Here is a 25,999-nt window from a genome sequence, read left to right on the forward strand (position 1 = left end):
CAGCCTCAGAAATCAACCGAAGCCGAAAGCATGAACGTGCGTGGTGCGCCGGCCGAGAGGAAGCCACAGGCAGACGATGCCCAGTAGTTCTCGTTGAAAACGTTCTCGACCGTCGCCCGGAATTCCAACGGATTGCCGTTTTCTCGCGCGCGCGCCGAGATTAACCCGCGTCCAGTCCGAAACCTTCTGCGTGTTCGCCCGATCATAATAGCTGCTGCCGGTGTAAATGACGCGACCCGTGAGCGTCAGGTCCTCAAACCCAGGGCATATCGTATTCGCCGTAAAGGCTGATCACCGTTTTTTTGGGACGCCCGTGACGCTCTTGCCGTCGTGCAGGCCGCCTTGTGTCTTTGCCAGCTCGACATCCATGAAAGTAATGCCGCCAAGCAGACGAAGACCGTCCATCGGCTCACCGAAGGCAGAGAGCTCAAGGCCACGATTGACCTGAAGGCCGCTCATCGAGAAGAGGCGGGTCGGTGAAGCAGTTAGGCTGCCGGATCTCGAACAGCGCCGCACTGAGCATCATCGGGCGCGACCGAGGAGAAAGGCGCCGCCAGTGCAGCCCGGTGCCAGCGCTGGCGCTACGATCGGCAGGTTGCCTTCATACAAAGGCCGGCAGAAAACGGGATAATTTGATTGACAGGGGCCGCGTCCACGCAAGGTCTACCCTGGCGATCCCGCGTGCTCGTCTGATTGTCAGGCGCGGAACCGATCGAAAGCGGTCAAGCGTTTGATCGGCGGATCGGCTTCATTCCAGCGATAGATCTCCGAGCGCAGATAAAGGAGCTCGTCCTCAAGCGCAGCATCGGCGATCTCGATCCACCAGGATTTCGGACGGCCGTCGCTTCCGTCAGACCAGCGATAACCGCGCGCTTTCAGATGGTCCTTCATGTCGAACGGGCTGTTCTCCGCGAAAATGCGGATGCGCGTTCGCTGGCTTGCCTGATAAAGCTCGGCAAAGGGCGTGTTTTCGGAGCCGCCATCCTTGGCAAGGACTTCGAGCAGGGCGAAACAATCGTCGACCGCCCGGTGGCCGTCGTGGAAATAGCCGGCCTGCCCGATCAGATAACCAAGTTTCGTGCCTTCGAAGCCGCGAGAGGACCAATCGACCTCAGAGACGGAACAGGCCCATGCCTTTCCTTCGAAGACGGGTGAAAAGGCCTCACAGAAGGGACGGTCGAAGCCGGCATTATGCGCGATGACAAGGTCCGCTCTTTCCATCAGCGTCCGTATCTCGGCGAGATCGATCGCCTTTCCCGCGACCATCGCATCGGTAATGCCGGTCAGGCGCGTGATGTCCGCAGGGATCGGATTGGCCGGTTGCCGCAAACCGCCATAAACGCCCGTCACATCGCCGAGGTTCCCCTTTTCATCGAAGGTAAAAGCGATCAGCCCGATCTCGATAATCTCGTCCTTGCGATTGTTGAGCCCAGTGGTCTCGGTATCGAGGATGACGCCTTTCAGCGGAAAGCCGGGACGAGCAACAGGCACCACGGCGCGCGGCACAAGCCGCTGCAGCAGGCGGTAGCGGCCCGTCGCCTGAAGGTGACGGACCATATCTTCCTCGTTCAACGAGGTCCTCTTGACCGCTGACCCGCCGCCTGCCTTTTTGGTAGCTGCCTCGTTCGAAGCAAAGAGGTCGAACTGCTGCGTCATTCGGTTGTCCCGCAAATCAACGACTCACACGTGTGCCTTCCAGAATAGCCGCTAACAGCGCTTCACAGCAATTCAGGAAGAATGATGGAGCCACCACCCGCGCAAGCCCCGCAGGCCGACCGGGTTTGTTCTCGCAAACGGGGCCGGCCGAACCGACGCGGCGCTATCGGCGGGTGGGAAGGAGCGTCTTCGCCAGACGCACCAGCGCCCGGATCCCCGGGGGCGGCAATGCGGAGACTATCGCCCCTCTGAAAAGCCTGCGGCGGCCTCCGCGCCCTGCCCCGCAAATGCAGTGCAGGAAGGACAGTGCCGCCGCAGATATGGCTTCACTTGAGCGCGTGTAACTTTCGCCCCTCGATCAGGCCGCCCGGCTCCAGCTGTCGCGTGCACTCTGCGCTTCGAGCTTGAACTTCGCCAGCATCGTACGGAGCTGGCGGCTTTCTTCGGCAAGCGTGCCGCTTGCCGCCGTCGTTTCTTCCACCATCGCCGCGTTCTGTTGGGTCATCTGGTCCATGTGGTTGACCGAGGTGTTGATCTCCTGCAGCGCCGTCGCCTGTTCGCGGGCGGCCGTCGCGATCGTGTTGACGTGGCCGCTGACATTGTTGACCAGCGTCTCGATCTCCAGCAGAGCCTCACCGGTGGAGCGCACCAGCGCCACGCCATTCTCGACTTCCGACGCTGAGCTGTGGATCAGCGTCTTGATCTCCTTTGCGGCGTTGGCCGAGCGTTGCGCCAGTTCGCGCACTTCCTGGGCGACGACGGCGAAACCACGACCCGCCTCGCCGGCGCGGGCCGCTTCGACGCCGGCGTTTAGCGCCAGAAGGTTGGTCTGGAAGGCGATCTCGTCGATCACCGAGATGATCTGGTTGATGCGGTTGGACGAATCCTCGATCCGGCCCATCGCATCGACCGCGCTGCGCACGATCGCGCCGGATCGGCCGGCACTGTCTTTGGTGGCGCGCACCATTTCATGCGCCTCATTCGCCCGCTCGGAAGCTGTGCGCACGGTCGAAGTGATCTCGTCGAGAGCGGCGGCCGTCTCTTCGAGCGCTGCGGCCTGCTGTTCGGTGCGCTTCGACAGATCGTTGGCGGCAGAACTCAGCTCGGCAGAGTTGTCGTTGATGGTGCTTGCCGCGGTGCGTACGTTCTGCATCGTCGAGCGCAGCGTCACCATCGTCTGGTTGACGTTCGTCTGCAGTTCGGCGAATGCGCCGTGGAATTCGCCACGCATGGTCTGCGTCAGGTCGGCATCGGCGAGTGCGGCGATCACGCGGCGGACTTCGTTGACCGTTTGGTCGACGCTCGAGACGAGCTCGTTGACGCTCGATGCGAAGCGGTTGAGGTCGTCGTTTTCATAGTCCTTGGTGATGCGGCCGGTGAAGTCGCCGGCAACGGCGGAAGCGACGACGACGCTGATGTTCGACTGCAGGTCGCTGCTGCGGGCATGCAGTGCGGCTTCCTGCGCCTTCATCGCGCGCATGGCAATGCCGTTCTTGCGGAAGACTTCGACGGCACGGGCCATCTCGCCGATTTCATCCTGGCGCGAGACATCGGTACCGTTGCCATCAAGCTTGCCGTCGGCAAGTTCGCTCATGGTCGAGGTGAGTTCGCGCACCGGCATGACGATACCACGACGGGCAACGAAGAGGCTGACGCCGACGCCGAAGAGGACGCAGGCCGCAGCGGCGGCGGCCAGGATGGTCATCGCGACGGAAGAGGAATTGAGCGCTTCGGAGCGGGCGGCGGCGAGCGCGTCGCCGGAGTAGGTGCTGTAGGTCTTGACCGTCGCCGTCACCGTCTTTTGGGCTTCGAGCGCCTTGTCGAGTGCCGCCTTGACGGCGCCAGTGTTTGTGCCCGTGTCGGCGGCAACGGCGATCATCGCGCGGATCTCGTCGAAATAACTGTTGAGCGTGATGCGGATGTCGTTCAGCAGCTTGTCTTCCGCATCGTCGGCAACAGCCTCGATCTTCGTCAGACGGCCGAGCATTTCCCCGGCGCGCTTCTCGGTTTCCTGGCCGAAATCGGCGGCTTTCTCGGGCGCTGCAGCAAGCTGGTAGGTCATGCGGCTGATGGCGATGATATCGACGCGCAGGTCCATCGCCTCGCGTGCTGCCTCTTCGCGCGCGCCGACGTCGATGATCGTCGCGCCGAGAGAGGAAAGACCGCGCGCACCGGCAAGCGCGATCAGAATGGAAGATATGCCCATGACCACGACCACAAGGCCGACCTTGGTCAATATCGATAGGTTCTTGAACGTCACTGCCGTGACTCCTGTGATGTCGCGATCGCGTTGTTGGGAGGACATGGTCAGCCATACCGGCGGGAGGAGGACCGGCTGTTTGCGTGCGCTATTTAGGAGGAATTGCAGCGCGCACTGACCGATAAGTACATAGTAATCTTGCATTTAAATTCGGGTTAAAAAAGCGATCGCAGCTTTTCGCAGTGCAGCAAAAAATGGAGACGGGAGCGAAAACGAAAAACGGGCGGACGATCGCTCGCCCGCCCGCAGACCACCGCAGCAGTCTTGGGAGATCTTGTTTCGAAGCCTACGACCGGCCGTAGCCGCCGCCGGTCGGCGTTACCACGGTAAAGGCTTCACCGGCTTCGAGAACCGTGTGGGCGCAGCCCGGCAATTCTTCCGTCCGGCCGTCGTTGCGGCGTACCAGGTTGCGGCCAAGCTCGCCGGGGCTGCCGCCCTTGATGCCGAAGGAGGCTACACGGCGATGGCCGGAGAGGATGGCGAAATCCAGTTTCTCGCGAGCGCGGATCGTGCGTTTGGTACCGTTGCCGGCGTTCCATTGGCCACGGCCGCCCGAGCCGACACGAATATGGAAATCTTCGAGCACCACCGGGAAGCGGGTTTCGAGGATTTCCGGGTCGGTGAGGCGCGAATTGGTCATGTGGGTATGGACCGCATCGGCGCCGTTGTAACCGGGACCGGCCGGCGCACCGGAGCAGATCGTCTCGTAATACTGGTAGTTCTGGTTGCCGAAGGTCAGATTGTTCATCGTGCCTTGCGCGCCCGCCTGACTCTGAACGGCGCCGAACAGGCAGTTCGTCACGGCCTGGCTGACCTCGACGTTGCCGGCAACGACCGCAGCCGGATAGCGCGGCGTTAGCATCGTTCCCTCTGGAATGACGATGTGGATCGGACGCAGGCACCCGGCATTCATCGGGATGTCCGCCTCGACCAGTACACGGAAGACATAAAGCACTGCGGCGCGGGTGACCGGCGCCGGGGCGTTGAAATTGTCACCGCGTTGCTCGGACGTCCCCGTGAAATCGACGGTCGCCTCGCGCTTGTCGCGATCGACGGTGATCTTGACCACGATGCTGCAGCCCTGGTCCATCTCGTAGGAGAATTCACCATCGGGCAGCTGATCGAGGACGCGGCGCACGCTCTCGGCGGCATTGTCCTGAACATGGCCCATATAGGCCTCGACCACGTCCTCGCCGAACTGGGCGATCATCTTCTTGAGTTCGGCGACGCCCTTTTCGTTGGCCGCGACCTGCGCCTTCAGATCGTTGACGTTCTGCAGGATGTTGCGCACCGGATAGCGCGCGCCATTGAGCAGCGTCTCGAGTTCTGCCTCGCAGAAGCGGCCGGCATCGATGAGCTTGAAGTTGTCGATATAGACGCCTTCCTCCTCGATATTGGTGGCCAACGGCGACATCGAGCCCGGCGAAATGCCGCCGATATCGGCGTGATGGCCGCGGCTGGCGACCCAGAAACGGATCTCCTTGCCGGCATCGTCGAAGACCGGCGTGCAGACGGTAAGGTCAGGCAGGTGTGTGCCGCCGTTATAGGGCGCGTTGATCAGGAACACGTCGCCCGGCTGGATCACCGGATTCTCGCGGATCGCGGTCGCGACCGAGGCATCCATGGAGCCGAGATGCACCGGCATATGCGGCGCGTTGGCAACGAGATTGCCGCGGTTGTCGAAAACGGCGCAGGAGAAATCGAGCCGCTCCTTGATGTTCACGGAATAGGCGGTGTTCTGCAGCGTCACACCCATCTGCTCGGCGATCGACATGAACAGGTTGTTGAAGATCTCCAGCATGACCGGATCGGCATGGGTGCCGATCGCGCTCTGCTGCTGCAACGCCTTCACGCGGCGAAGCACGATGTGGTCCTTGGCCGTCAGTTCCGCCTGCCAGCCATCCTCAACGACGATGGTCTGGTTCGGTTCGATGATGATCGCCGGACCGTCGAGCCGCTGGCCGGGCGCGATCTCGGCGCGCAGCAGGACGGGCGCGTCGTGGAACTGGCCCTGCGAATAGAAGCGCGTGCTGCGGACGATATCCGGCGTTCCCTTAGTGACCGCCCCACCCTCGCGCTCCATCTGGGCAGCACCGCCACCGACCGTCTCGACCTCGACGGCGTCGATGACCAGCGCCTTGTTCTCGGCGACGAAGCCGAAGCGGCGCTTGTGCAACTCTTCGAACTCGGCGCGCAGGCGGGCGATGTCGTCATGATCCGGGAAGGTCGCGTCGACCGCGAGCACCGTATCGGTGCCGGCGTAACGGATATGGGCGCGCAGATGCGTGCGGATCTCGTCGCGGGCGATACCCTGCGCGTCGAGTTCGGCAAGGCATTCGACCTCGAGCTCGGCGCCAAGGGTGCTGAGCGCTACCGGCGCCTTGTCGTCAAGCGCCACGCCGAGCGCCTTCTGGCGCGTCGAACGAATATCGGCGAGCCCCATGCCATAGGCCGAAAGCAGACCGGACATCGGGTGCACGAGAATGCTCTTCATGCCGAGCTGATCGGCAACGAGGCAAGCATGCTGCCCACCGGCGCCGCCGAAGCAGCTTAGCGCATAGCGCGTCACGTCATAGCCACGCTGGACGGAAATCTTTTTGATCGCCTCGACCATGTTGGCAACCGCGATGCGGATAAAGCCGTCGGCTACATCCTCCGGGCTACGGCCGTCGCCGATCTCGCCGGCCATCGTTGAAAAGCGCCCGCGCACGGTCTCGACATCGAGGCGTTCGTCCTGGTTCGGGCCGAAGAGCGCCGGGAAGAATTCCGGCAGCAGCTTGCCGAGCATCACATTGGCATCGGTAACCGCGAGCGGGCCGCCGTTTCGGTAGCAGGCAGGACCCGGATTGGCGCCGGCCGAATCCGGCCCAACGCGGAAGCGCTCGCCGTCGAAATGCAGGATCGAGCCGCCGCCGGCGGCAACCGTATGGATCAGCATCATCGGCGCACGCACGCGCACGCCGGCGACCTCGGTCTCAAACGCACGTTCATATTCGCCGTCGAAATGGGCGACGTCGGTCGAGGTGCCACCCATGTCGAAGCCGATGACGCGCTCAAAACCGGCAGCTTCGCCGGTTTTTGCGAGCCCGACGACGCCGCCCGCCGGACCGGAAAGGATTGCATCCTTGCCCTGGAACATTTCAGCCGCAGTCAGGCCGCCCGAAGACATCATGAACATGACGCGCGCGCCGGTGCGGGCGATATCGAGTTCGCCCGAGACCTGGGCGACGTAGCGGCGGAGAACCGGTGACAGATAGGCGTCGATGACGGTGGTGTCGCCGCGCCCGACATATTTGATCAGCGGCGAGACTTCGTGGCTGACCGAGACCTGCTCGAAGCCGAGTTCGCGGGCAATTCGGGCAACGACCGCCTCATGCTCGGGATATTTGTAGGCGTGCATGAAGACGATGGCGACGGCCTTGTAGCCCTTGCCCTTCAGGTCTTCGAGTGCCGCGCGCGCCTTCGCCTCATCGAGCGGCGTCTCGACTGTTCCGTCGGCCAGCACGCGTTCGTCGAGCTCGACGATGTCCTGATAGAGCGCTTCCGGCTTGATGATCTCGGTTGCGAAGATCTTCTTGCGCTCCTGGTAGCCGATCTTCAGAGCGTCGCGGAAACCCTTGGTGGTCACGAGCGCCAGCGGCTCGCCCTTGCGTTCGAGCAGTGCATTGGTGGCAACGGTCGTGCCCATGCGCACTTCGCCGATGAGACCGGTCGGGATCGCGGCACCGGTCGCAAGGCCGAGATGCAGGCGAATGCCCTGCACTGCGGCGTCGCGATAGGCTTCCGGATTTTCCGAAAGCACCTTGCGCGCATGCAGCACCCCTTGCGGATCGCGGCCGATGACATCGGTGAAGGTGCCGCCGCGGTCGACCCAGAAGTCCCAACTGCCGGTTTCGCGTGCGCTCATTGTCCATCCCTCTCGTTCGCGAGCCGCATGACTGTGCAAGCCCGGAAATTCATCAAAGCAGTTCGTTGACAAAATGTCGATAAAATGATGACATAAAATCGTCAAGATGAGGAAGAGCTGAATGACGAAGAAGCCTGAGGATAGCTTCGAAGGTCGGGAATGGGCCGAAAACGCCCTGCCCGAACATCTAAAGCCGGTCGCGGCCATCGGCCCGATCGTTTCCTCCGCGCACTTGGCGGAAGGCGGTTCCCCTGGTCTTTCGGAAGTGGAATACGGCCTGATCCTCGCGTCGCACGCCTTTCATCGCTGGATGATGCGCTGCATGGCGGCCGCCGGCGTGCCGGGCCTTTCGCCGATCGAAATCCTGATCCTGCACACGATCCGCCACCGCGACCGCGGCAAGAAGCTCGCCGACATCTGTCTGGTCCTCGATATCGAAGACACCCATGTCGCGACCTATGCCATCCGCAAGCTCGAAGCCGCCGGCCTGGTAACCACGGGCAAGGAAGGCAAGGAAAAGACCATCCTCATCACCGACAAGGGGTCGGACGCCTGCACGCGCTACGCTCAGATCCGCGAACGCCTGCTGGTTTCCTCGACCGCGAAAGCCCGCCCCTCCGAAGAGACACTCTCCGAGATCGCCGCCGTCCTGCGTTTCATGTCGGGCGCCTATGAACAGTCCGCGCGCGCCGCGACCACATTGTAACGAGGAAGACCGCGTGACTGTCGAAATGCCTGCGCCCCTGCTCGCCGTCGAGAAGCTTTCCGTTGCCTTCAACGGCAACCCCGTCGTCGAAGATCTAAGCTTCACGGTCACGCCCGGGCGGACGCTCGCGATCGTCGGCGAATCCGGTTCCGGCAAATCCGTGACGTCCCTGTCGATCATGCGGCTATCCGACATGATGGGTGGCCAGTTCCCCTCAGGCCGCATTCTGTTTCGCGGCAAGGGTGGCGAGATCGACCTGACGAGCGCGCCGCAGAAGACCATGCGTGCGATCCGCGGCAAGGAGATCGCCATGATCTTCCAGGAGCCGATGACCTCGCTGAACCCGGTCTTCACCATCGGCGACCAGGTCGCCGAAGTGCTGATGCTGCATGAGAAGATGACCAAGGCCGAGGCGCTCGCCGAGACGCGTCGGCTGCTCGACATGGTCCGCCTTCCCGACAGCGCCGAACTGATCGGCCGCTATCCGCACCAGCTTTCCGGTGGCATGCGCCAACGCGTCATGATCGCCATGGCGCTCGCTTGCCGGCCGAAGCTGCTGATCGCCGACGAGCCGACCACGGCGCTCGACGTCACTATCCAGGCGCAGATCCTGACAATCATCCGGGACCTGCAGAAGGAACTCGGCATGGCGGTGATCTTCATCACCCATGATATGGGCGTCGTCGCCGAGATGGCCGACGACGTCGTTGTGATGTGGAAAGGCCGCAAGGTCGAGGAAGGTCCGGTCGACGAGATCTTCGCCGCTCCCAAGCACCCCTATACCCAGACGCTGCTTTCCGCCGTGCCGAAGCTCGGCAGCATGGTGGGCGAAGAATTCCCGAAGCGCCTGCCGCTGACCATGATGGTCGACGGCGAGCCGAAGCGCGTCGGCGACGTCCATATCCAGCGCACCGCCCGCTATGAGGCCGCACCAATCCTCTCGGTGCGCGATCTCGTCACCCGTTTCGACGTGCGCAAGAACCTTTTCGGCAAGGCGACGCACCGCGTGCACGCGATCGAAAACGTCAGCTTCGACATCTTCCCAGGCGAAACGCTGGCGCTCGTCGGCGAAAGCGGCTCGGGCAAGTCGACGATCGGCCGCACGATCCAGCAGCTGCAGAACGCGACATCGGGCGAGATCCTCTTCGACGGCCGGCCCGTCTCGGCGATGAGCTATGCCGAGCGGCAGAGACTGAAGCAGGAAATCCAGTACATCTTCCAGGACCCGTTCGCCTCGCTCGACCCGCGCAAGACCGTGGGCTTCTCGGTCGCCGAGCCGATCCGCACCCATGGGCTGATCCTCGGCGAAAAGGATATCGAAAAGCGCGTGCATGAACTGCTCGAGCGTGTCGGCCTGACGGCCGCGCACGCCCGGCGTTATCCGCACGAGTTCTCCGGCGGCCAGCGCCAGCGCGTCTGCATCGCCCGAGCGCTCGCCTCGCGCCCGAAGCTGATCATCGCGGACGAAGCGCTGTCCGCCCTCGACGTCTCCATCCAGGCGCAGATCATCAACCTCTTCATGGAGCTGCAGGAGCAGGAAGGCCTCGCCTATCTCTTCATCAGCCATGACATGGCGGTGGTCGAGCGCATGAGCCATCGCGTCGCCGTGCTCTATCTCGGCCAGATCATGGAATTCGGCAGCCGCCAGCAGGTCTTCGAAACGCCATCCCATCCCTATACCCGCCGGCTGCTTTCCGCCGTCCCGGTCGCCGAGCCCGGCAAGGGCCGCGAGCGCGCTTTGCTGGAAGGCGAAATCCCGAGCCCGATACGTCGCGTCGGCAACGAACCCGCGGTTCTGCCCCGCAAAGAAATCGCCCCCGGCCATTTCGTGGCCAAGGGTGCGTGAGCCGCTTTCTTTTTCAGAAGAAGGCTGTCGAAACAGGAGTGAGTAAATGATCAACAAAAAGGGGATCCACGCCGCCTTCATCGCCCTCGCGATGGCCGGCAGTTTCATGACCGCAGCCCCGGCCTTTGCCGCAGGCACGCTGACGGTGTCGTCGCCGCAGGATCCGGGTAGCTGGGACCCGGTCGACACCTTCCTCGTCAACTGGGCGTCCGTCGCCACCAACATCTATGACGGCCTCACCTATCGCGGCCCGGATCTCAAACTCGTGCCCGGCCTTGCCACCGCGTGGGAAGAGCTCGACGGCGGCAAGCGCCTGCGCTTCACGCTGCGCGAAGGCGTCAAGTTCCACAATGGCGAGCCATTCAATGCCGAAGCGGTAAAATTCACCTTCGACCGCCTGCTCGGCGAGGAAGGCTCGAAGGGCCCGCAGAAGTCCAACTATGCCGTGATCGAAAAGGTCGAGATCATCGACGAGAAGACTGTCGATCTGCATCTGAAGACCCCGGATCCGGTGCTGCTCACCAAGCTTGCCGGCTATGGCGCAATGATCGTGCCGCCGAAGTACATCCAGGAGAAGGGCGAGGACTATTTCAACGCCCATCCGGTTGGTACCGGCCCGTTCAAGTTCGTCTCCTACGAGCCGAAGGTCGGCATCAAGCTCGAAGCCTTTGCCGATCATTGGGGCGGCGCGCCGAAGCTTTCGAACCTCAACTACCGCTTCATCTCGGAGCCGGCGACCGCCGTTGCCGAACTGCAGGCCGGCCGCGTCGATCTCGTGATCCCGCCGACCATTCCGATCGGCATGATCCCGACCATCCAGGACGACAGCAACCTGGAGATCATCACCAGCGCCGGCCCGACGGTCTACGCTCTTCGCTTCAACACCCGCGACGGCATCACCAAGGATCCGAAGGTCCGCAAGGCGCTCATCCTCGGCGTCGACCGCGACACCATCATCCAGTCGATCCTCGGCGGCCAGGCGGACCCGATCGCCAGCTTCCAGGGCAAGCTCTCCTTCGGCTTCGACCCGGCGATGAAGCCGCTTCCCTACGATCCCGAACAGGCCAAGGCCCTTCTGAAGGAAGCCGGTGTTGCGCCGGGCGCCTCCGTGCAGATCGACGTTCGCGGCAACGATGCGACCTTCAACGAGGTCGTACAGGCGATTGCCAGCTACCTGCAGCTGATCGGCATCAACGCGACGATCAAGCCCTATGAAACCAACGTTCTGCTGAACGACATCATCCCGGCCGGCAAGACCGGCGCGATGTTCCAGCAGTCCTGGGGTGGCTGGACACTCGACTACGACAACACCGCCTACTCCATGTACCACTCCGGCGAAAAGTGGAATCCCTACGACCAGGATGCGGAACTCGACAAGCTGCTCGAATCCCAGCGTTCGATCACCGATCGGGCCAAGCGCGAGGAGATCCTCAAGCAGATCGCCAACTACGCCGCCGACCGGTCGCTCGAGATGCCGCTTTACAACCTCAATGCCATCTTCGGCGTGAGCAAGCGCGTCAAGAACTTCACCCCGGTGCCGGACAGCCGCCTACGGCTCACGGACGTGACGGTCGAGTAAACAATCCGGTCCGCCGCCGCGCGTGAGGCGGCGGACCATTTTCTTTAAAGGGCGGGTCACTTGGCCGGATTTCTGATCAAACGTTTTCTGCAGGCGGTCTTCGTCGTGTTCGTCGTGACACTGACCGTTTCCTATGCCATCCGGTTCACCGGCGACCCGGCCCTGATGCTGGCGCAGGGCGCCGGCAGCGTGACTGAGGAAGACCTCGTGCGCATCCGCGAGGGGCTCGGCCTCAACCAGCCCTTCCTTTCGCAATATGCCGACTTCATCAAAGGCATGTTCACGCTCGATTTCGGCCGCTCCTTCCTCGGCGGCACCCCGGTTTCGCAGCTGATTGCCTCTGCCCTGCCGGCGACCATGCTGCTCGCTTTCGCCTCGCTGATCGTCTCTATCGCGATTTCCATCCCGCTCGGTATCCGCGCCGCCGTTGCGCGCGGCAAGTGGGCAGATCAGACGATCCGCATCCTATCGCTGATCGGCCTGTCCTTCCCGAACTTCTGGCTGGCGATCATGCTCGTGCTGTTGTTCTCGATCGTTCTGAAATGGCTGCCACCGAGCGGCATGGACGGCTTTGCGAGCTTCATCATGCCGGCGCTGACCATGGGCATCATCCTGACGGCGACGAATGTGCGCCTGGTGCGCACCGCGATGCTGGAAACCCTGCAGTCGCAATACATCATGGTTGCCCGCGCCAAGGGCCTCAGTGAGACCAAAGTGCTCTACAAGCATGCGCTGCGCAATTGCGCGATCCCGCTGATCACCTATTTCGGCCTGCAGTTCGGCGGCCTGCTCGGCGGCATCGTCGTCGTCGAACTCGTCTTCAACTGGCCGGGCATGGGCACGCTCGCCTTCGATGCGGTCGCCTCGCGCGACTACCCCGTGCTTCAGGCGGTCATCACGGTGCTTTCCCTGATGATCGTGTTCGTCAATCTCCTGGTCGACATCGCCTATGGCCTCGTCGATCCGCGCATCCGGACGGAGTGAGCCGATGACCACCAAGGCTGCAAACACCCGTTTCGCCCGCTTCCGCAATCTCGAATTCATCCTCGGCGCGCTTCTGACTGGCGGCATCTGCCTCGCCGTCGTCTTCTCCGGCGTGCTCTTTCCGGGTGGCGTCGACAAGATCGACCTGTTGGCGCGGCTGACGCCGCCCTTCGTCAACTGGGCCCATCCGCTCGGCACCGACCCGCTCGGCCGCGACGTGCTCGCCCGCGTGGTTGCCGGCGGCAAGATCTCGCTGCTCGTCGGCCTGACCTCGGTTGCCGGCGCCGTCGTCGTCGGCGTGGTCATGGGGCTCGTTTCGGGCTACTATCGCGGCTTCTGGGATATGCTCGTCATGCGCTTTGCCGACGTTCAACTCGCGCTCCCCTTCATCCTGCTTGCGATCACTTTCATCGCCATCGTCGGCGGCGGGCTGACCAACACCATCATCCTCCTGATCGTTTCGCAGTGGGTGCAATATGCCCGGCTGGTTCGCGGTTCGGTGCTGTCGCTGCGCGAGCGCGAATTCATCCAGTCGGCCCGCGCCATCGGCGTGCGCGACTACAAGATCCTGTTCCAGCACCTGCTGCCCAACCTGATCGGCCCGGTCATCGTGCTGATGACCTTGAACGTCGCCAACAACATCCTGCTTGAAAGCAGCCTTACCTTCCTCGGCCTCGGCGTCGATCCGCTGATCCCGAGTTGGGGCGGCATGCTCGCCGACGGCCGCACCTACCTGCAGAACGCCTGGTGGGTCAGCGTCTTCCCGGGCCTGGCGATCCTGCTCACCGTCCTCGGCCTCAATCTTCTCGGCGACTGGCTGCGCGACAGCCTCGACCCAACCGGTAGAACTTCACGATGACGACGATTTTCGAAGGCGCCTTCGAGCGCACGCTCGATACCCTTCTCACCACCTACGGCAAGGAAGCGGCCCGCGGCACCAAAGTCGAAGCCTGGCTCTTCGACGATGCCGCTAGCCGCAAGGCGGCGGAACAGAAGCTCGCCAGCTTTGGCGTGAAGGCGACACTCAGGAGCGCCTACAAGCCGCTGCTGCATTTCTTCCTCGAAGAGGTCGACCGCAATGCGCTCGCCAGCGTCGTCGTCGGCTATCCCCAGCATGAGGGTGCTGCGCAGAACCGCTTCCTGCTCGAAGCCTATCCGCTTGCCGCTCTGGTCGGCGATGCCGATATCCGCTTCGAGGCCGGCAGCAAGCCGGCCTTCACCTACGACGTCGCGCTGACTTTCCGCGATGGGCGCCAGCAAAGCCACGCCGTCTTCGCGCCAAACCGTATCCATACCGACTTCGTCGGTGAAACTCTGCTGTCGCCGACCGGGTGGATTCGTCTCGACGAAGGCTGCGACAAATGTCGCGAATGCCATCTCGAAACCGACTATGAGCGGCTCTTCGCGGGCACTATGCGGGCAATTGCCGACTATGCCTGGGGCGATAGCGAGCCCTATTTCGAAGAGCTCAACATCCGCGTGACCCTGCCGATCACCGACTTCCGCCTGCCCGTCGGCGAAGAGGTCTTGAGCCTTCGTGAGGCGCTGCACGAGGACTTCTATTTCTCGCTGCTCGAAGTCTTCCAGAAGAAGTCCGGTCGTCCCCTCGGCGACCGCGGGCTGAAACCCGGTCAGATCATACCGGAGATCGTCTTTGGCGTCGGCAAGCCGACCGTCGTCGTCGAAGCGCGGCCCTTGCAGGCAGGGGATGCCGAGGGCGAAGCCCAGACGCTCGAAACCGCCGAAGCGCCGCTGACGGTGGCGCAGATCCACACGGAACTCGCCGCGATCGATGGCCAGCCCTTCGAGGCACAGTCGCGCGCCGGCCGGCCGGTGAAGGCCCGCTACCACAAGGGGACTGATGCGCCGGTCATGATCAGCGGCGGCCAGCATCCGAACGAGACGACCGGCATCGTCGGGGTGCTGCGCGCAGCCCAGGCGCTTGCCGCCCGCTCAGGCACCCATTTCACCATCTCGCCGCTCGAAAACCCCGACGGCTACGCCGTGCACCAGCGGCTGCGGGTGGACAATCCGCTGCACATGCATCACGCCGCCCGCTACACAGCACTTGGCGATGACCTCGAATACCGCACTGGCGCAGCGCTCAACGAGCGCGAAATCCGCAAGGAAGCCGAACGCCTGACCGGCGCACAATTGCACGTCAACCTGCACGGCTATCCCTCGCACGAATGGACCCGGCCGCTTTCGGGCTACGTGCCGCGGGGCTTCGCCATGTGGACGCTGCCCAAGGGCTTCTTCCTGATCATGCGCCATCATGCCGATTGGACCGACCGCGCCGAACGGCTGGTCGAGGCAGTCACCGAGCGGCTCGCCAAGGTTCCTGGCCTGCGCGCCTATAACGACGCGCAGATCGCGCTCTACGAGACCCACGCCGGCGAAACCGGCTTCCGGATCATCAACGGCTTTCCCTGCATGATCTCGGTCGACGACCGCCACACGGCGCCGCTGACGCTGATCACCGAATATCCGGACGAGACCATCTATGGCGATGCCTTCATCGCTGGCCACGACGCCCAGAAGGAAACGGTGCTTGCCGCCTACGACGCGTTTCAGCGGATGATGGCCATCGCCTAAAGCCTCACAGGGCGACGGTATCCAGTGCCGCCGCCCAAAAGCCGACCCCTTGAGCGTTCCCCGCAAGCGACAAGCCGCCGCTGGCGATTTTGGCCATCCGACGCCCCACCACCGAATACGGTAAAGCCTGACGAGGCTGCATTGCCGTGCCATTGCGTGTCCCGCTAGAACCGGCACACGCCCGCGCACCCATGCGCCGCAACGTTGCTGCAATCCTCGTCGACCAGACGTGAGGCAACATCTATCGTATTCGGAGAATTCAATGCGCCTGCTCCTTGTCGAGGACGAGCTGGAAATGGCGGCGGCGCTCAGCGCCGCGCTCGGTCGCTACGACATGATCCTGGATCATGCGCCAACGCTCGACCATGCATTGGCGGCGCTCGCCAATCACGTGCATGACGGCATCATCCTCGATCGCCAATTGCCCGATGGCGACGGGCTGTCACTGATCCCGCGCGTCCGTGCGCTGAAATCCGGAATTCCCGTGATCGTTCTGACCGCGCGTGGCGCGGTCGACGAGCGTGTCCGTGGCCTCGACATGGGCGCCGACGACTACCTCGCCAAGCCCTTTGCCGTGGAAGAACTGTTGGCGCGGATCCGCGCCCTCATGCGGCGTTCGCCGGATATCGCCCCCATGACGGCGCGCATCGGCAAACTCGTCTTCGATTTCGACGGCAGGCAGGCGCAGGTGAACGGCCAGTTGCTTGACCTGCCCCGTCGCGAACTGCTGGTACTGGAAACGCTGGCGCGGCGGCAGGGCCGCACGGTGCAGCGCTCGACCTTGGAGGAGTCTGTCTACGGCTACGATGACGAGATCCAATCCAACTCGCTCGACGCGCATGTCTCGCGACTACGCCGGAAGCTTGCCGACACCGGCGCCGGCGTGGAGATCCACAGCATCCGCGGCGTTGGTTATCTGTTGAGGCCTTCGCCATGAGCACGTCATCCGTCAACTCGTTGAAGAAGCGCCTGATCTGGCAGATCCTCACCTTTCAGGTGCTGCTGTTGATGGCGGTCATCGCCGGCCTCATGGCATTGCTGACGCGCGCCGATCTTGGCGGAAAGTTCCTCGATGCCGACGCAGCTTCGGTCGCCGCCGGAGCGATCCGCTCGCAGCCCGCGGGTGGACTGACGCTGGTCGAGACACCGCAATTGCTCGCCATGCGGGCCGAGTCGCCGGATTTCTGGTTCGTCGCGAGAAACGAACGCGGCGACATGATCCGCAGCGGCCCCGTGCCGGACGCCTATCGCGGCATTGGCGAACATCTGGATCGGATCGCCTTTGGCGATATCCGAGACAGCGTCGAGCCCTACACGCTCTCGTCGATCGTGCGCTCGGTGACCACGGAAAGCGGAACCTACACGGTGCTCGCCGGCGGCGGCCGGTTGTGGAGCGCGTCCTTCGCGGTTTTCCTGCTGGCAAACCTGGTGCTGCTGCCGATCGTGCTCATCGTCGTGCTGATCCCGGCCCTTGCCATCCCGATCATCGTCAGGCGTGCCTTTGCCGGCCTCGCCGATATGGTCGATCAGGCCAAGAAGATCGACGTCGATCGCCGCGGCGCCCGCTTGTCCGATCATCGGGTTCCCGGCGAAGTGCGTCCGCTGGTCGAGGCATTCAATGGCGCGCTGCAGCGACTCGACGAGGGGTACGAACGGCGACAGCGCTTCATTCTGGATGCGGCGCATGAACTGAGGACTCCGGTCGCCATCCTGCAGACGCGGCTGGAAAGCATGGACGCCGGGCCGCTCAGAAACCGCCTGTTGATCGATTCCAATCGCATCGCGGGGCTTGCGGAACAGTTGCTGGACCTTGAGCGGATCGATCGCGATGGCGCGGACTTTTCCACGCTCGACCTAGTGTCGCTGTGCCGTGACGTCGCCGCCGACCTCGCGCCGCTCGCGCTTTCGGCCGGCTGCGAACTCTCCTTCGCCTCGGACGTCGAGCGTGTCGTTGCGCGCGGCGATGCCGGCGCCATTGAGCGGGCGGTCACCAATCTGGTGCGCAATGCCATCGAGCATGCCGGTGGTCTCATCACCATCCGCGTCGAACGCGGCGGCGTGATCGAGGTCACCGATGAAGGCCCCGGCATTCCCGAACGCGAGCGTGAACGCATCTTCGAGCCGTTCCATCGCCTGCAGCCACGCGACCACGGCGCCGGCCTCGGCCTGCATCTGGTCAGCGAAATCGTCGGTCGGCATAAGGGCCACATTTCCGTTGTCGATGAACCCGCCGGCGGCGCCTGCTTCCGCATCACCTTGCCCGCGGCATGATACAGATCGCGCGGCTCCCAACATGATTAATAGACAATTAATAACGAAATCAGCAGCTTAGGTAATTTGTGCAATGTTGGCGCAATCCGTGGAGCCGACAAAGGATGCGCATCTTCCAAGCTTCGCGACCACGCTACCCGGCACGAGACGCGAATTGGAAGAGCGAAAGCGCCGCGAAGGGCGCCCTAATCCAATCCACGGAGCAATATCATGCGGCAATCCAGCAAGTTTTCGATCTGGTCCAGTCTCACCCTGCTAACCTTCCTCGGCGTCCAGCAGTCCCAGGCGACCGACTTCTCCGTGCCCGATTATCAGGATCCGCCAGCATTCAGCTGGAGCGGCGCCTATGTCGGTGCGCATGGTGGCCTCGGCTTCAGCGGCAGCCCCAATCCCTTCGCCGATCGCAATGGCGTCGCGCTCGGCGTCCAGGCCGGCTACAACATGCAGGCGGGCCCGGGCATCGTCGGTGCCGAGATCGAGGGCTCCTACCTCGGCGACACGGAGCACAAGGTCAATGGTGGCAAGCTCAAGGAAAAATGGCGCGGTGCGATCAAGGCGAAGGCCGGCCTCACCTTCGACCAGACGCTCGTCTACGGCACAGCCGGCTATGCGATGACCAACTACAAGAAAGGCGGCGATGTTCGCAACGACGTCGGCTTCAAGGGCGGTTATCTCGTTGGCGCCGGCATCGAGCAAGCCTTCGCAGGCGGCCTGTCGGCCAAGCTTGAGTACAACTACATCATGACGCCCGATGTCCGCACCAGCACCGTTTCAGGCTCCAGTGAAAAGGACATCAACAGCCACGTCATCAAGGCCGGTATCAACATGCGCTTCTGACGGGGCCGCCGGTTCGCAGCGGCGCCCTGCTAAGCCGACGACCTTCCCGAAAGGGGGCCTGCCGTTGCAGGCCCGGCAAACGGCAGGGCGTCACGCCGAAATCGGATCACTCCGCCGCTTCCCTCGCCAACGGCTCTGATGTCGCCAGCCGGCGCCAGATCGGCGCCATGGCGGCGGCGATCTCACCGTAGATCGCGAAGCGCCGGTCATAGTGTGCACCGAGCGCGGCATTCGGTCGGTAGTGGCGGTCGGTTTGCACCATCGCCGCAGCTCCGGCGGAAATGTCCGCAAAGAGACCGATGCCGGCACCCGCGGTGATCGCAGCACCAAGCGCGCCGGTCTCGCGCGAACGCGCGACCGTCACCGGCACATCAAGCACATCCGCAAAGATCTGCGGCCAGATCAGGCTGCGCGATCCGCCGCCTGAGAGCACCGCCTCGTCGAAACCCGCGCCTGCAGCTCGCATCGTCGCGATGTGCTGCCGATGTCCGAAGGCGACGCCTTCGAGCACGGCACGGACCAGATGGCCCTTGGTGTGCCAGCCGGCGACACCGTAGAAACCCGCCCGCGCGTTGCCATCCTGCTGCGCTCCATAGAGAAACGGGTGGTAGAGCGGATCGTTCGCCGCAGGCGCGACCTCGGCCGCCAATTGGCAGCACAGATCGAAGGGTGAGCGGCCGTCCTTGCCGTCGTGTGGAAACAGTTCCCGTACCAGCCATTCGAGATTGGCGGCAGACGTCGCGCTCGCCTCGATCGCCATGTAGCGGTTTCGATCGAAGGTCGAGAACATGAAGATCGGATTGCTGAGGTCCGGCTTTTCGATGATGACCTGGTTGATGCTCCAGGTACCGGCAATGATCGAGGCCGCTCCGGTCTTTGTCACGCCGGATCCTATCGCCGAGGCGACGACGTCGAAGAGGCCGCCGACAACAGGCGTACCGGCCGCCAGTCCCGTTTGCACGGCTGCCTCTTCACTCACCCTTCCAACGATCGCGTCGCTTTCGGCGAGATCGGGCAACAGATCCATGCAGTCGTGAAGGCCATAGGCCTTCATCAGCCCATCGTCATAACGTCGCCCGGCGACGTCGAGCAGCCCCGCTCCACTCATGTCGGAGACGTCGCTGACGCGGGCACCGGTCAGGCGATTGACGACGAAGTCCTTGCAAAGAAACACCGTGCCGATCTTAGCGAAGAGGTCCGGGCGAAAGCGTTTCAGCCAGGCAAGCAGCGTCGGCGTCTGCGATGGCCAGGGCCGCTGCCCGGCGATCGGATAGGTGCGCTGGCCGACGCCTTCGGCTTGCCATTCCTCCACGAGGCCGGCTGCGCGGGTATCGAGCGACTGGATGCCGATCAAAGGCGCGCCGCTACGATCGAGCGCATAGAGGCCGTTGCCATGCCCAGCGCAGCCGATCGCAGCGATCTCATCAGCACGGATACCGGCACGCTCGATACAGGCGCGGATCACCACCTTTGCGTGGCTCCAGAGCTCACCGAGCCCTCGCTCGACATGGCCGGGCGTCGGAACCTGGCTATGCCCTTCCTCAGCGGCCATCGCGATCTCGTTGCCCTCTCGGTCAAATAGCACCGCCTTGATCACGGTGTTCCCGGCGTCGATCCCGAGCAGATACTCTCCCATGCGCGAACCCCTCCCAAGGTTCTAAATCCGTTCGACCGAGACGTCGCCGCTGTCCTCCACGGCGACGCGCTCCACCCTGTCACAAGAGGCGTCGCGCCCTGAGGCGCGATGCCGTCCCAGCCAATCTCAGCCGCGCTGATAGAGCGCGTAAGCTTCTTCGCCGCCCGCATCCTCATGGATGATCGCCATCAGCCCGCGCACGACGGCGCTCGGATTGGCGTGCTGGTAGATGTTGCGGCCATAGACCATGCCCATTGCGCCCTGGCGCATCAAGGCCGCCGATTTGGCAAAGACGTTGCGCAGATCTTCTTTGCCGCCGCCGCGCACCAGGACCGGGCAGCGCGCCGCCTCGACGACCCTGTGGAAATCTTCCGCGTTGGTGGTCGGGTCCGCCTTGACGATATCGGCTCCCATCTCGCGCGCAAGCCGGGTCAGGGTCACGATCTTCTCGGCATCGCCATCGACCATGTAACCGCCCTGTTCGGTCACCGGCTGCATGACCAGGGGCTCGATCATCAGCGGCATGCCGTATTTGTCGCAATCGGCCCGCACCCGCGAGATATTGGCGACGCATTGGCGGAAGAGATCGGGCTCGTCCGGCAGCATGAACAGGTTGACGACGACGCAGGCGGCGTCCATCGCCAGCGCGCCGATCAGCGGCTCGGCCTCGTTCTGCAGCACCGCCCACATGTGCCGGTGGCGGATGCGGTTATAGGGGTTGCCCATGTCGAGACGCATGACGAGCGCCGGCTTGTCCTTGCCGGGCACGTCCTGCAAGAGGTCAGCCTGGCCATAGTTCATCTGGATCGCGTCCGGTGCCGCCGCAACCAGAGCCTTCACCACGGCGGACATGTCTTCGAGACCATTGAGGAAGGACGGTTCATTGCAGACGCCGTGATCGATCGCGACATCGAGGCAACGTCCACCACCGAAAAGACGGTTCATCCGGACCTTGCTGTTGTTTCGCATAATGCACTCCTTTGTTCATTCCGTGCGGAAAGGGTTTCCTCGTCGACGCCATGGCGCTCGGCGAGGAGGGTGAGAAAGCGTTTGCGCTCGTGATCGGCGAGGGGCAACGACCAGTGTTTTTCGCTCGCGAGCAAGGCGAGTGCGGCGTCGGCCATGTCGAGCGAGAGTTCGCCAGATATCGCCAGCGTCGTGCGGCGCAGCAGGAGATCGTCGAGATGCTCGACGGCCTCGTTGCGGACCAGGAACTGCAGCTCCCGCGCGGAGTAATCCGGATATGGCAAGGCGTGATCGGCACCGCCAGCGATGAAATCGGCGATCTGCCTCGAGCCCGTTCCATAACGCGTAAACAGCGTGCGCATGCGCTCGCGCGAAAGTCCGGTGGATGCCGCGACGTCGTCGATCCATGTATCGCGATCGGACGGATACTGCCGCCCGCCGCCAATGGCGCGTTCGCCGGTACTGACACGGCGCGCCCGGCCCAGACGCTCCAATGTGAGATCTGCCGCCATTTCGCCGAAGGAGCGGAAGGTCGTCCACTTGCCGCCGATCATGCACAGCACCGGCGGGCCATCGTCGACTGCTTCGACGAAGGTGCAGAAATGGTCGCGCGGGATGCGTCCGGTAAAACTGTCCTCGCTTGCCGGCAGCGGCCGCACGCCCGAGAACTGGAAGACCACCTCCTCCCGCCGGATCTTGATATCAGGCAGAACCCAGGCGAGCGACTGCAGGATGTAGTCACGCTCGTCCGGTTCGCAGCGCACCGTTTCCGGGTCGTCGACGCGGATATCGGTCGAGCCCACCAGCACCTTGCCGAGATAGGGAAAGAGGATGCAGATGCGGCCATCCTCGTTCTCATAATAGATCATATGGCCGTCGAGCGCTTCCATCAGCGCCGGGTTGTCGATGATGAGATGCGATCCCTTGGTGCCGCCCATCAGCGGCGCCGGCTTTGACGTCGAGGGAAACAGCGCTCCGTTGGCGATATCGATCCAGCCGCCAGTGGCGTTGATGATAAGCGTGGGCTCGATCGTAACGACCGCGCCGCTGACACCGTCCTTCAGCTCGTATCGCCCGGGCGCCGCAAGGACCAGTTCGGCATAGTTGAGCGCATGGGCATGTGGGCCGGCAGCAAGTCCGTCCTTCAGGAGCTCGAGACCGAGACGCTCCGGCTGGCTGACCCAGGCGTCGTAGTAGGTGGCAGAACTCTTGATGTCGGGATTGAGCGCCGGCCAACGGGCAAGCGTCGCGCGCCGGCCTCGAAAGGCGTGCTTCGGCATCAGGGCCCGCTTGCGCGTCAGGAAATCATAGATGCCGAGGCCCAGCTTGACCGCAACGGCGCCGCGACGGCTCGGACGGCGGGTCAGCCCCATAAACCGCACGGCCCCGTTGGCGAGACCGGAAAAAATATCGAAGATCGGCACCGTCGTTGGAAGCGGCGCCACGTAATGCGGCGCGTTCTTGAGCAACCGGTCACGCTCGACGAGCGATTCCCGCACCAGGCTGAACTCGCCGTTTTCGAGATAGCGAAGGCCGCCATGCACCATGCGCGACAGCGCAGCACTGGCGCCCGAACAGTAGTCGTGCTTCTCGACGAGCAGCACGTTTATCCCTTGCAGCGCCAGCTCGCGAAAGACGCTGAGGCCGTTGATGCCGCCGCCGAGGACGCACACGTCCACCTTCGGGCTCTCTACGAGCCCGTTGAAAATCTCTTCACGGTTCATGATGCCAGCCCGTTACCTGTCCATGTTGACGAGCTTCGCCGCGATCGCCGCGTCGATTCCCTTAAGGTCTTCTTCGTCGAGCCGGATCGTACCCGCTCGGGCATTGTCGAGCGCCTGGCCCGGATTGCGTGCACCGCAGAGCGCGAAGGTCACGCCCTCCTGTGCCAACGTCCAGGCAATCACGATCTGGGCAATCGTCGCGCCATGTTTCTCGGCGATCGACCGGATCGACTTGGCAAAGGCTGCGACCTTCTCGCGATTGCCGACGGAGAAACGTGGATTATCGCGCCGCTGGTCGTCGCCCGAGAAGACGCGCTCCGGCCCGATGCCGCCCGAAAGAAGACCGAGCGCCAGCGAGGAATAGCTGAGCGTCGCGACGCCGTTGCGCCTCGTCAGTGGCAAAAGATCGGCTTCGATCTCGCGATCGATCATGCTGAAGCGTTCCTGGATCGCATCAAGCCCGCCGATTGCGATGTATTGTTCCAGTTCGCCGCGGCCGACATTGCTGGCGCCGATCGCCCTGATCTTGCCCGCCTGGCGCAGCTCTTCGAGGGCGGCCATGGTTTCCTCAATCGGCGTCGTCGGGTCCTGCCAGTGGGTGATGTAGAGGTCGATATAGTCGGTGCCGAGCCGCTTCAGGCTCTGCTCGACCTCATGGCGGATGGCGTCGCGGCCGAGGTAGCGATGCACCGGCTTGCCGTCCTGGTCGAAGAAGTGCCGCCCCTTGTCCGTATGCCAGACGAGACCGCATTTGGTGGCGATGATGGCCTTGTCGCGCCGGCCGGCAAGCGCCTTGCCGACGATTTCTTCCGAACGCCCGAGGCCGTAGGCGGGCGCCGTGTCGATCAGCGTCACGCCGGCGTCGAGCGAGGCCTGGATCGCGGCGATCGATTCCCGCTCGTCGGTGCCGCCCCACATCCAACCGCCGATCGCCCAGGTGCCGAGCCCGACGGCCGAAGCCTTCACGCCCGATCGGCCGCTCTCGCGCATCAACTGTTCCCCACTCATGCCAGAAGTCCCTTTTCGCTTGCCATGGCGAGCACACGCTCACCGGTCGCCTCGTCCGTCACCAGTGTATCGAGATGCCGCCCGCGCATGACGCTGAGGATCGGCCCGGCCTTGTTCGGGCCGCTTGCCACTCCGATCTTCGTCGGGATCGAGGCAAACTCCTCAAGCGTCAGCGACACCAGCGAACGGTTGAGGCTGTAGTCGCAGACGCGGCCCTGTTCATCGAGCAGATGGGCGAGCAGTTCGCAGCTCGCGCCGGAGCGCTCGATCGCCGCCCGGTCGGTGCTCGATGACGGATGCAGGTCGTAGTAGCTCGAATCGTCTGACAGGATCGAACCGATGCCAACCACCGCGACCTTCGCCTCTCGCGCCCTGCCGAAAACGTCGGCCACCGCGCGCATATTGATCAGCATCGCCCGCTCGGCAGCGCTGTCGGCAAAAAGCGGCGCATGGATCTGAAAGGACCGGCCGCCGAGCCGGTCGGCCATCAGCGTCGAGACGTGGTTGACGTCGGTATAGTGCTTGCCCTGGACGCAGCCGGTCGCCGGGATGACCTCGACATCGAAGCGGCGCGGTGCCTGCAGCCCGGCAACGACGGCGCTGACGCCCTTGCCGCCGGTGATGCAGATGGTGTCACCATCGCCGATCTCTTCGAGCAGCAGACGCGCCGCCGCCTCGCCGACCGCCTGAAGGGCGGTCTGCTGGTTGTCGGAGACAGTGGGCACGACGATCGCACGGCGGATGCCGCCGATCGCCAGCAGCTGCTCTTCCATGTCGACCAGCGGCTCGATCGGCGATTTGATCTTGATCTCGACCAGGCCGAGCTGGCGGCCGCGCTTGATCAGCCGGTTGACGGTCGGCTGCGAAATGCCGAGCCGGTCGGCGATCTGCGACTGGGTCAGCCCTTCGAGGAAATGCAGGACGAGCGCCTGGTGCATCTGCCTTGCGACGACAAGTTCTTCGCGCGCATTCGAAACCGGGGACAGCGTGGATTTGGCAATCGGCATGTTCAGACGGCCTTCCGCTTGTGCAGCAAGTGGTCGATGGAAACGGCAGCTAAGAGAATGCAGCCTTTGATCATGTCCTGCCAATAGACGGACACGTCGAGCAGGATCAACGAACTGGTGACGACCGAAAGCAGCGCGATGCCGAGAATGGCGCCGAGGATCGTGCCCGAGCCGCCGTTGAGCGAGGCGCCGCCGATGACGGCCGCCGCAATGATGTTGAGCTCCATGCCGACGCCGAAGGTCGGCGTCGCGGCTCCGAAGCGCGACATGTAGACGACGCCGGCGACACCGGCGAGCGTCGAGCAGAGCACCGTCACCCAGAACTTCACCTGCTTGGTCTTGATGCCAGAGTAGAGCGCCGCCTTCTCGTTGCTACCGGTATAGAACACCTTGCGGAAGGCGGTTGCCCGACGGAGCAGGAAATCGAAGAGGATGACGACGGCGACGAAGATCAGGATGACATAGGGGACACCATGGAAGGTGCCCTGCCCCACCGCCTTGAACGAGGCCGGCAGCGTGAAGAGCGACAGCGGCGTGCCCTTGGTGATGACGAGGCAAAGGCCGCGCACGATGACCATCGCTGCCAGCGATGTGATGAAGTGGTTGAGCCCGACGACGGTGACGAAGAAGCCCATGATCATGCCGATCATGCTGCTGGCGAGGATGCCGACCAGCGAGGCCGTCCAGGGATCGACGCCGGCAAGAAACAGCGAACCGGCAAGCACCATGGCGAAGCAGACCACCGAGCCGACGGCAAGGTCGATGCCGCCGACGATCAAGAGGATCGTCATGCCGACGACGACGATGCCTTCGACCGAGAAGCTCATCAGCATGGCGCGCATGTTGCCGAAGGTGAGAAAATGCGGCGATGCGAAGCTCATGACGAGCCCAAGCGCCAGGATGATCGCGATCAGCCCGGCTTCGCGCATCGTGCCAATGCGCTTCCAGGCCGGCACCGCCCTCTCGGTTGCAACCATCGTATCAACTGCCATTTCCGCCTCCTCGGCTCTTTCCGTT

Annotated in this window: 19 protein-coding genes; 9 read left to right on the forward strand and 10 right to left on the reverse strand. The window is 63.4% G+C overall.

Translation table 11 applies throughout. From position 1 onward, the window contains the following. Nucleotides 1–291: 291 nt before the first annotated feature. From IB265_RS36770 to IB265_RS16705, 4 genes are all read right to left on the reverse strand, one after another. Nucleotides 292–459, reverse strand: coding sequence for a hypothetical protein (locus IB265_RS36770; protein WP_244495652.1), 168 nt, complete (start codon nucleotides 457–459; stop codon nucleotides 292–294). Between the two features lie 237 nt (nucleotides 460–696). After that, a complete protein-coding gene (locus tag IB265_RS16695) occupies nucleotides 697–1,656 on the reverse strand; it encodes a 3'-5' exonuclease (RefSeq protein ID WP_057251782.1) in 960 nt (319 codons plus the stop codon). Between the two features lie 358 nt (nucleotides 1,657–2,014). After that, on the reverse strand, nucleotides 2,015–3,916 hold the full coding sequence (locus tag IB265_RS16700; protein WP_057252100.1) for a methyl-accepting chemotaxis protein: 1,902 nt from the start codon (nucleotides 3,914–3,916) through the stop codon (nucleotides 2,015–2,017). 286 nt (nucleotides 3,917–4,202) lie between these two features. Next, nucleotides 4,203–7,823 carry a hydantoinase B/oxoprolinase family protein gene (locus IB265_RS16705; RefSeq protein WP_057251783.1) on the reverse strand — a complete coding sequence of 1,207 codons (3,621 nt, stop codon included), beginning with the start codon at nucleotides 7,821–7,823 and terminating at the stop codon, nucleotides 4,203–4,205. Nucleotides 7,824–7,944: 121 nt separating this feature from the next. Here IB265_RS16705 and IB265_RS16710 point away from each other — a divergent pair, with 121 nt between their 5' ends. The 9 genes from IB265_RS16710 to IB265_RS16750 all read left to right on the forward strand — a co-directional run bounded on the left by IB265_RS16710 (nucleotide 7,945) and on the right by IB265_RS16750 (nucleotide 18,641). Then, nucleotides 7,945–8,529 carry a winged helix DNA-binding protein gene (locus IB265_RS16710; protein ID WP_057251784.1) on the forward strand — a complete coding sequence of 195 codons (585 nt, stop codon included), beginning with the start codon at nucleotides 7,945–7,947 and terminating at the stop codon, nucleotides 8,527–8,529. 25 nt (nucleotides 8,530–8,554) lie between these two features. After that, nucleotides 8,555–10,375 (forward strand): ABC transporter ATP-binding protein, encoded by a 1,821-nt coding sequence (locus IB265_RS16715; RefSeq protein WP_057251785.1) that lies wholly within the window; start codon nucleotides 8,555–8,557, stop codon nucleotides 10,373–10,375. A gap of 91 nt (nucleotides 10,376–10,466) precedes the next feature. Continuing rightward, nucleotides 10,467–11,954 carry an ABC transporter substrate-binding protein gene (locus tag IB265_RS16720; RefSeq protein WP_375293071.1) on the forward strand — a complete coding sequence of 496 codons (1,488 nt, stop codon included), beginning with the start codon at nucleotides 10,467–10,469 and terminating at the stop codon, nucleotides 11,952–11,954. A 60-nt stretch (nucleotides 11,955–12,014) separates the two neighbouring features. Next, nucleotides 12,015–12,938: an ABC transporter permease gene (locus tag IB265_RS16725; protein ID WP_057251787.1), complete on the forward strand. Its 924-nt coding sequence runs from the start codon at nucleotides 12,015–12,017 to the stop codon at nucleotides 12,936–12,938. A 4-nt stretch (nucleotides 12,939–12,942) separates the two neighbouring features. Next, entirely contained in the window at nucleotides 12,943–13,797 is an 855-nt protein-coding gene (locus IB265_RS16730) for an ABC transporter permease (RefSeq protein WP_057251788.1), read from the forward strand. Then, the gene (locus tag IB265_RS16735) at nucleotides 13,794–15,533 is read left to right on the forward strand and encodes a M14 family metallopeptidase (RefSeq protein ID WP_057251789.1); all 1,740 of its coding nucleotides are present in this window, start codon (nucleotides 13,794–13,796) and stop codon (nucleotides 15,531–15,533) included. The genes IB265_RS16730 and IB265_RS16735 overlap by 4 nt, the downstream gene beginning before the upstream one ends. A 262-nt stretch (nucleotides 15,534–15,795) precedes the next feature. Beyond that, the gene (locus IB265_RS16740) at nucleotides 15,796–16,470 is read left to right on the forward strand and encodes a response regulator transcription factor (protein WP_057251790.1); all 675 of its coding nucleotides are present in this window, start codon (nucleotides 15,796–15,798) and stop codon (nucleotides 16,468–16,470) included. Further along, on the forward strand, nucleotides 16,467–17,804 hold the full coding sequence (locus IB265_RS16745) for a sensor histidine kinase KdpD (RefSeq protein WP_112996789.1): 1,338 nt from the start codon (nucleotides 16,467–16,469) through the stop codon (nucleotides 17,802–17,804). The genes IB265_RS16740 and IB265_RS16745 overlap by 4 nt, the downstream gene beginning before the upstream one ends. A 210-nt stretch (nucleotides 17,805–18,014) precedes the next feature. Further along, the gene (locus tag IB265_RS16750) at nucleotides 18,015–18,641 is read left to right on the forward strand and encodes an outer membrane protein (RefSeq protein ID WP_057251792.1); all 627 of its coding nucleotides are present in this window, start codon (nucleotides 18,015–18,017) and stop codon (nucleotides 18,639–18,641) included. 106 nt (nucleotides 18,642–18,747) lie between these two features. Here IB265_RS16750 and IB265_RS16755 read toward each other — a convergent pair whose 3' ends face one another. From IB265_RS16755 to IB265_RS16780, 6 genes are all read right to left on the reverse strand, one after another. After that, on the reverse strand, nucleotides 18,748–20,277 hold the full coding sequence (locus tag IB265_RS16755; protein WP_057251793.1) for an FGGY-family carbohydrate kinase: 1,530 nt from the start codon (nucleotides 20,275–20,277) through the stop codon (nucleotides 18,748–18,750). Between the two features lie 126 nt (nucleotides 20,278–20,403). Continuing rightward, nucleotides 20,404–21,222, reverse strand: coding sequence for a class I fructose-bisphosphate aldolase (locus IB265_RS16760; protein WP_192494951.1), 819 nt, complete (start codon nucleotides 21,220–21,222; stop codon nucleotides 20,404–20,406). Next, entirely contained in the window at nucleotides 21,219–22,967 is a 1,749-nt protein-coding gene (locus IB265_RS16765) for a glycerol-3-phosphate dehydrogenase/oxidase (protein ID WP_057251795.1), read from the reverse strand. Before IB265_RS16765 ends, IB265_RS16760 begins: the two co-directional genes overlap by 4 nt. Nucleotides 22,968–22,979: 12 nt before the next feature. Beyond that, nucleotides 22,980–23,975, reverse strand: coding sequence for an aldo/keto reductase (locus IB265_RS16770; RefSeq protein WP_057251796.1), 996 nt, complete (start codon nucleotides 23,973–23,975; stop codon nucleotides 22,980–22,982). After that, nucleotides 23,972–24,982: a sugar-binding transcriptional regulator gene (locus tag IB265_RS16775; RefSeq protein ID WP_057251797.1), complete on the reverse strand. Its 1,011-nt coding sequence runs from the start codon at nucleotides 24,980–24,982 to the stop codon at nucleotides 23,972–23,974. Before IB265_RS16775 ends, IB265_RS16770 begins: the two co-directional genes overlap by 4 nt. A 2-nt stretch (nucleotides 24,983–24,984) precedes the next feature. Then, entirely contained in the window at nucleotides 24,985–25,974 is a 990-nt protein-coding gene (locus IB265_RS16780) for an ABC transporter permease (RefSeq protein ID WP_057251798.1), read from the reverse strand. Nucleotides 25,975–25,999 lie beyond the last annotated feature (25 nt).

This window comes from Ensifer sp. ENS10 (genome assembly GCF_014852025.1).
In the GTDB taxonomy this organism is placed as follows: Bacteria; Pseudomonadota; Alphaproteobacteria; order Rhizobiales; family Rhizobiaceae; genus Ensifer.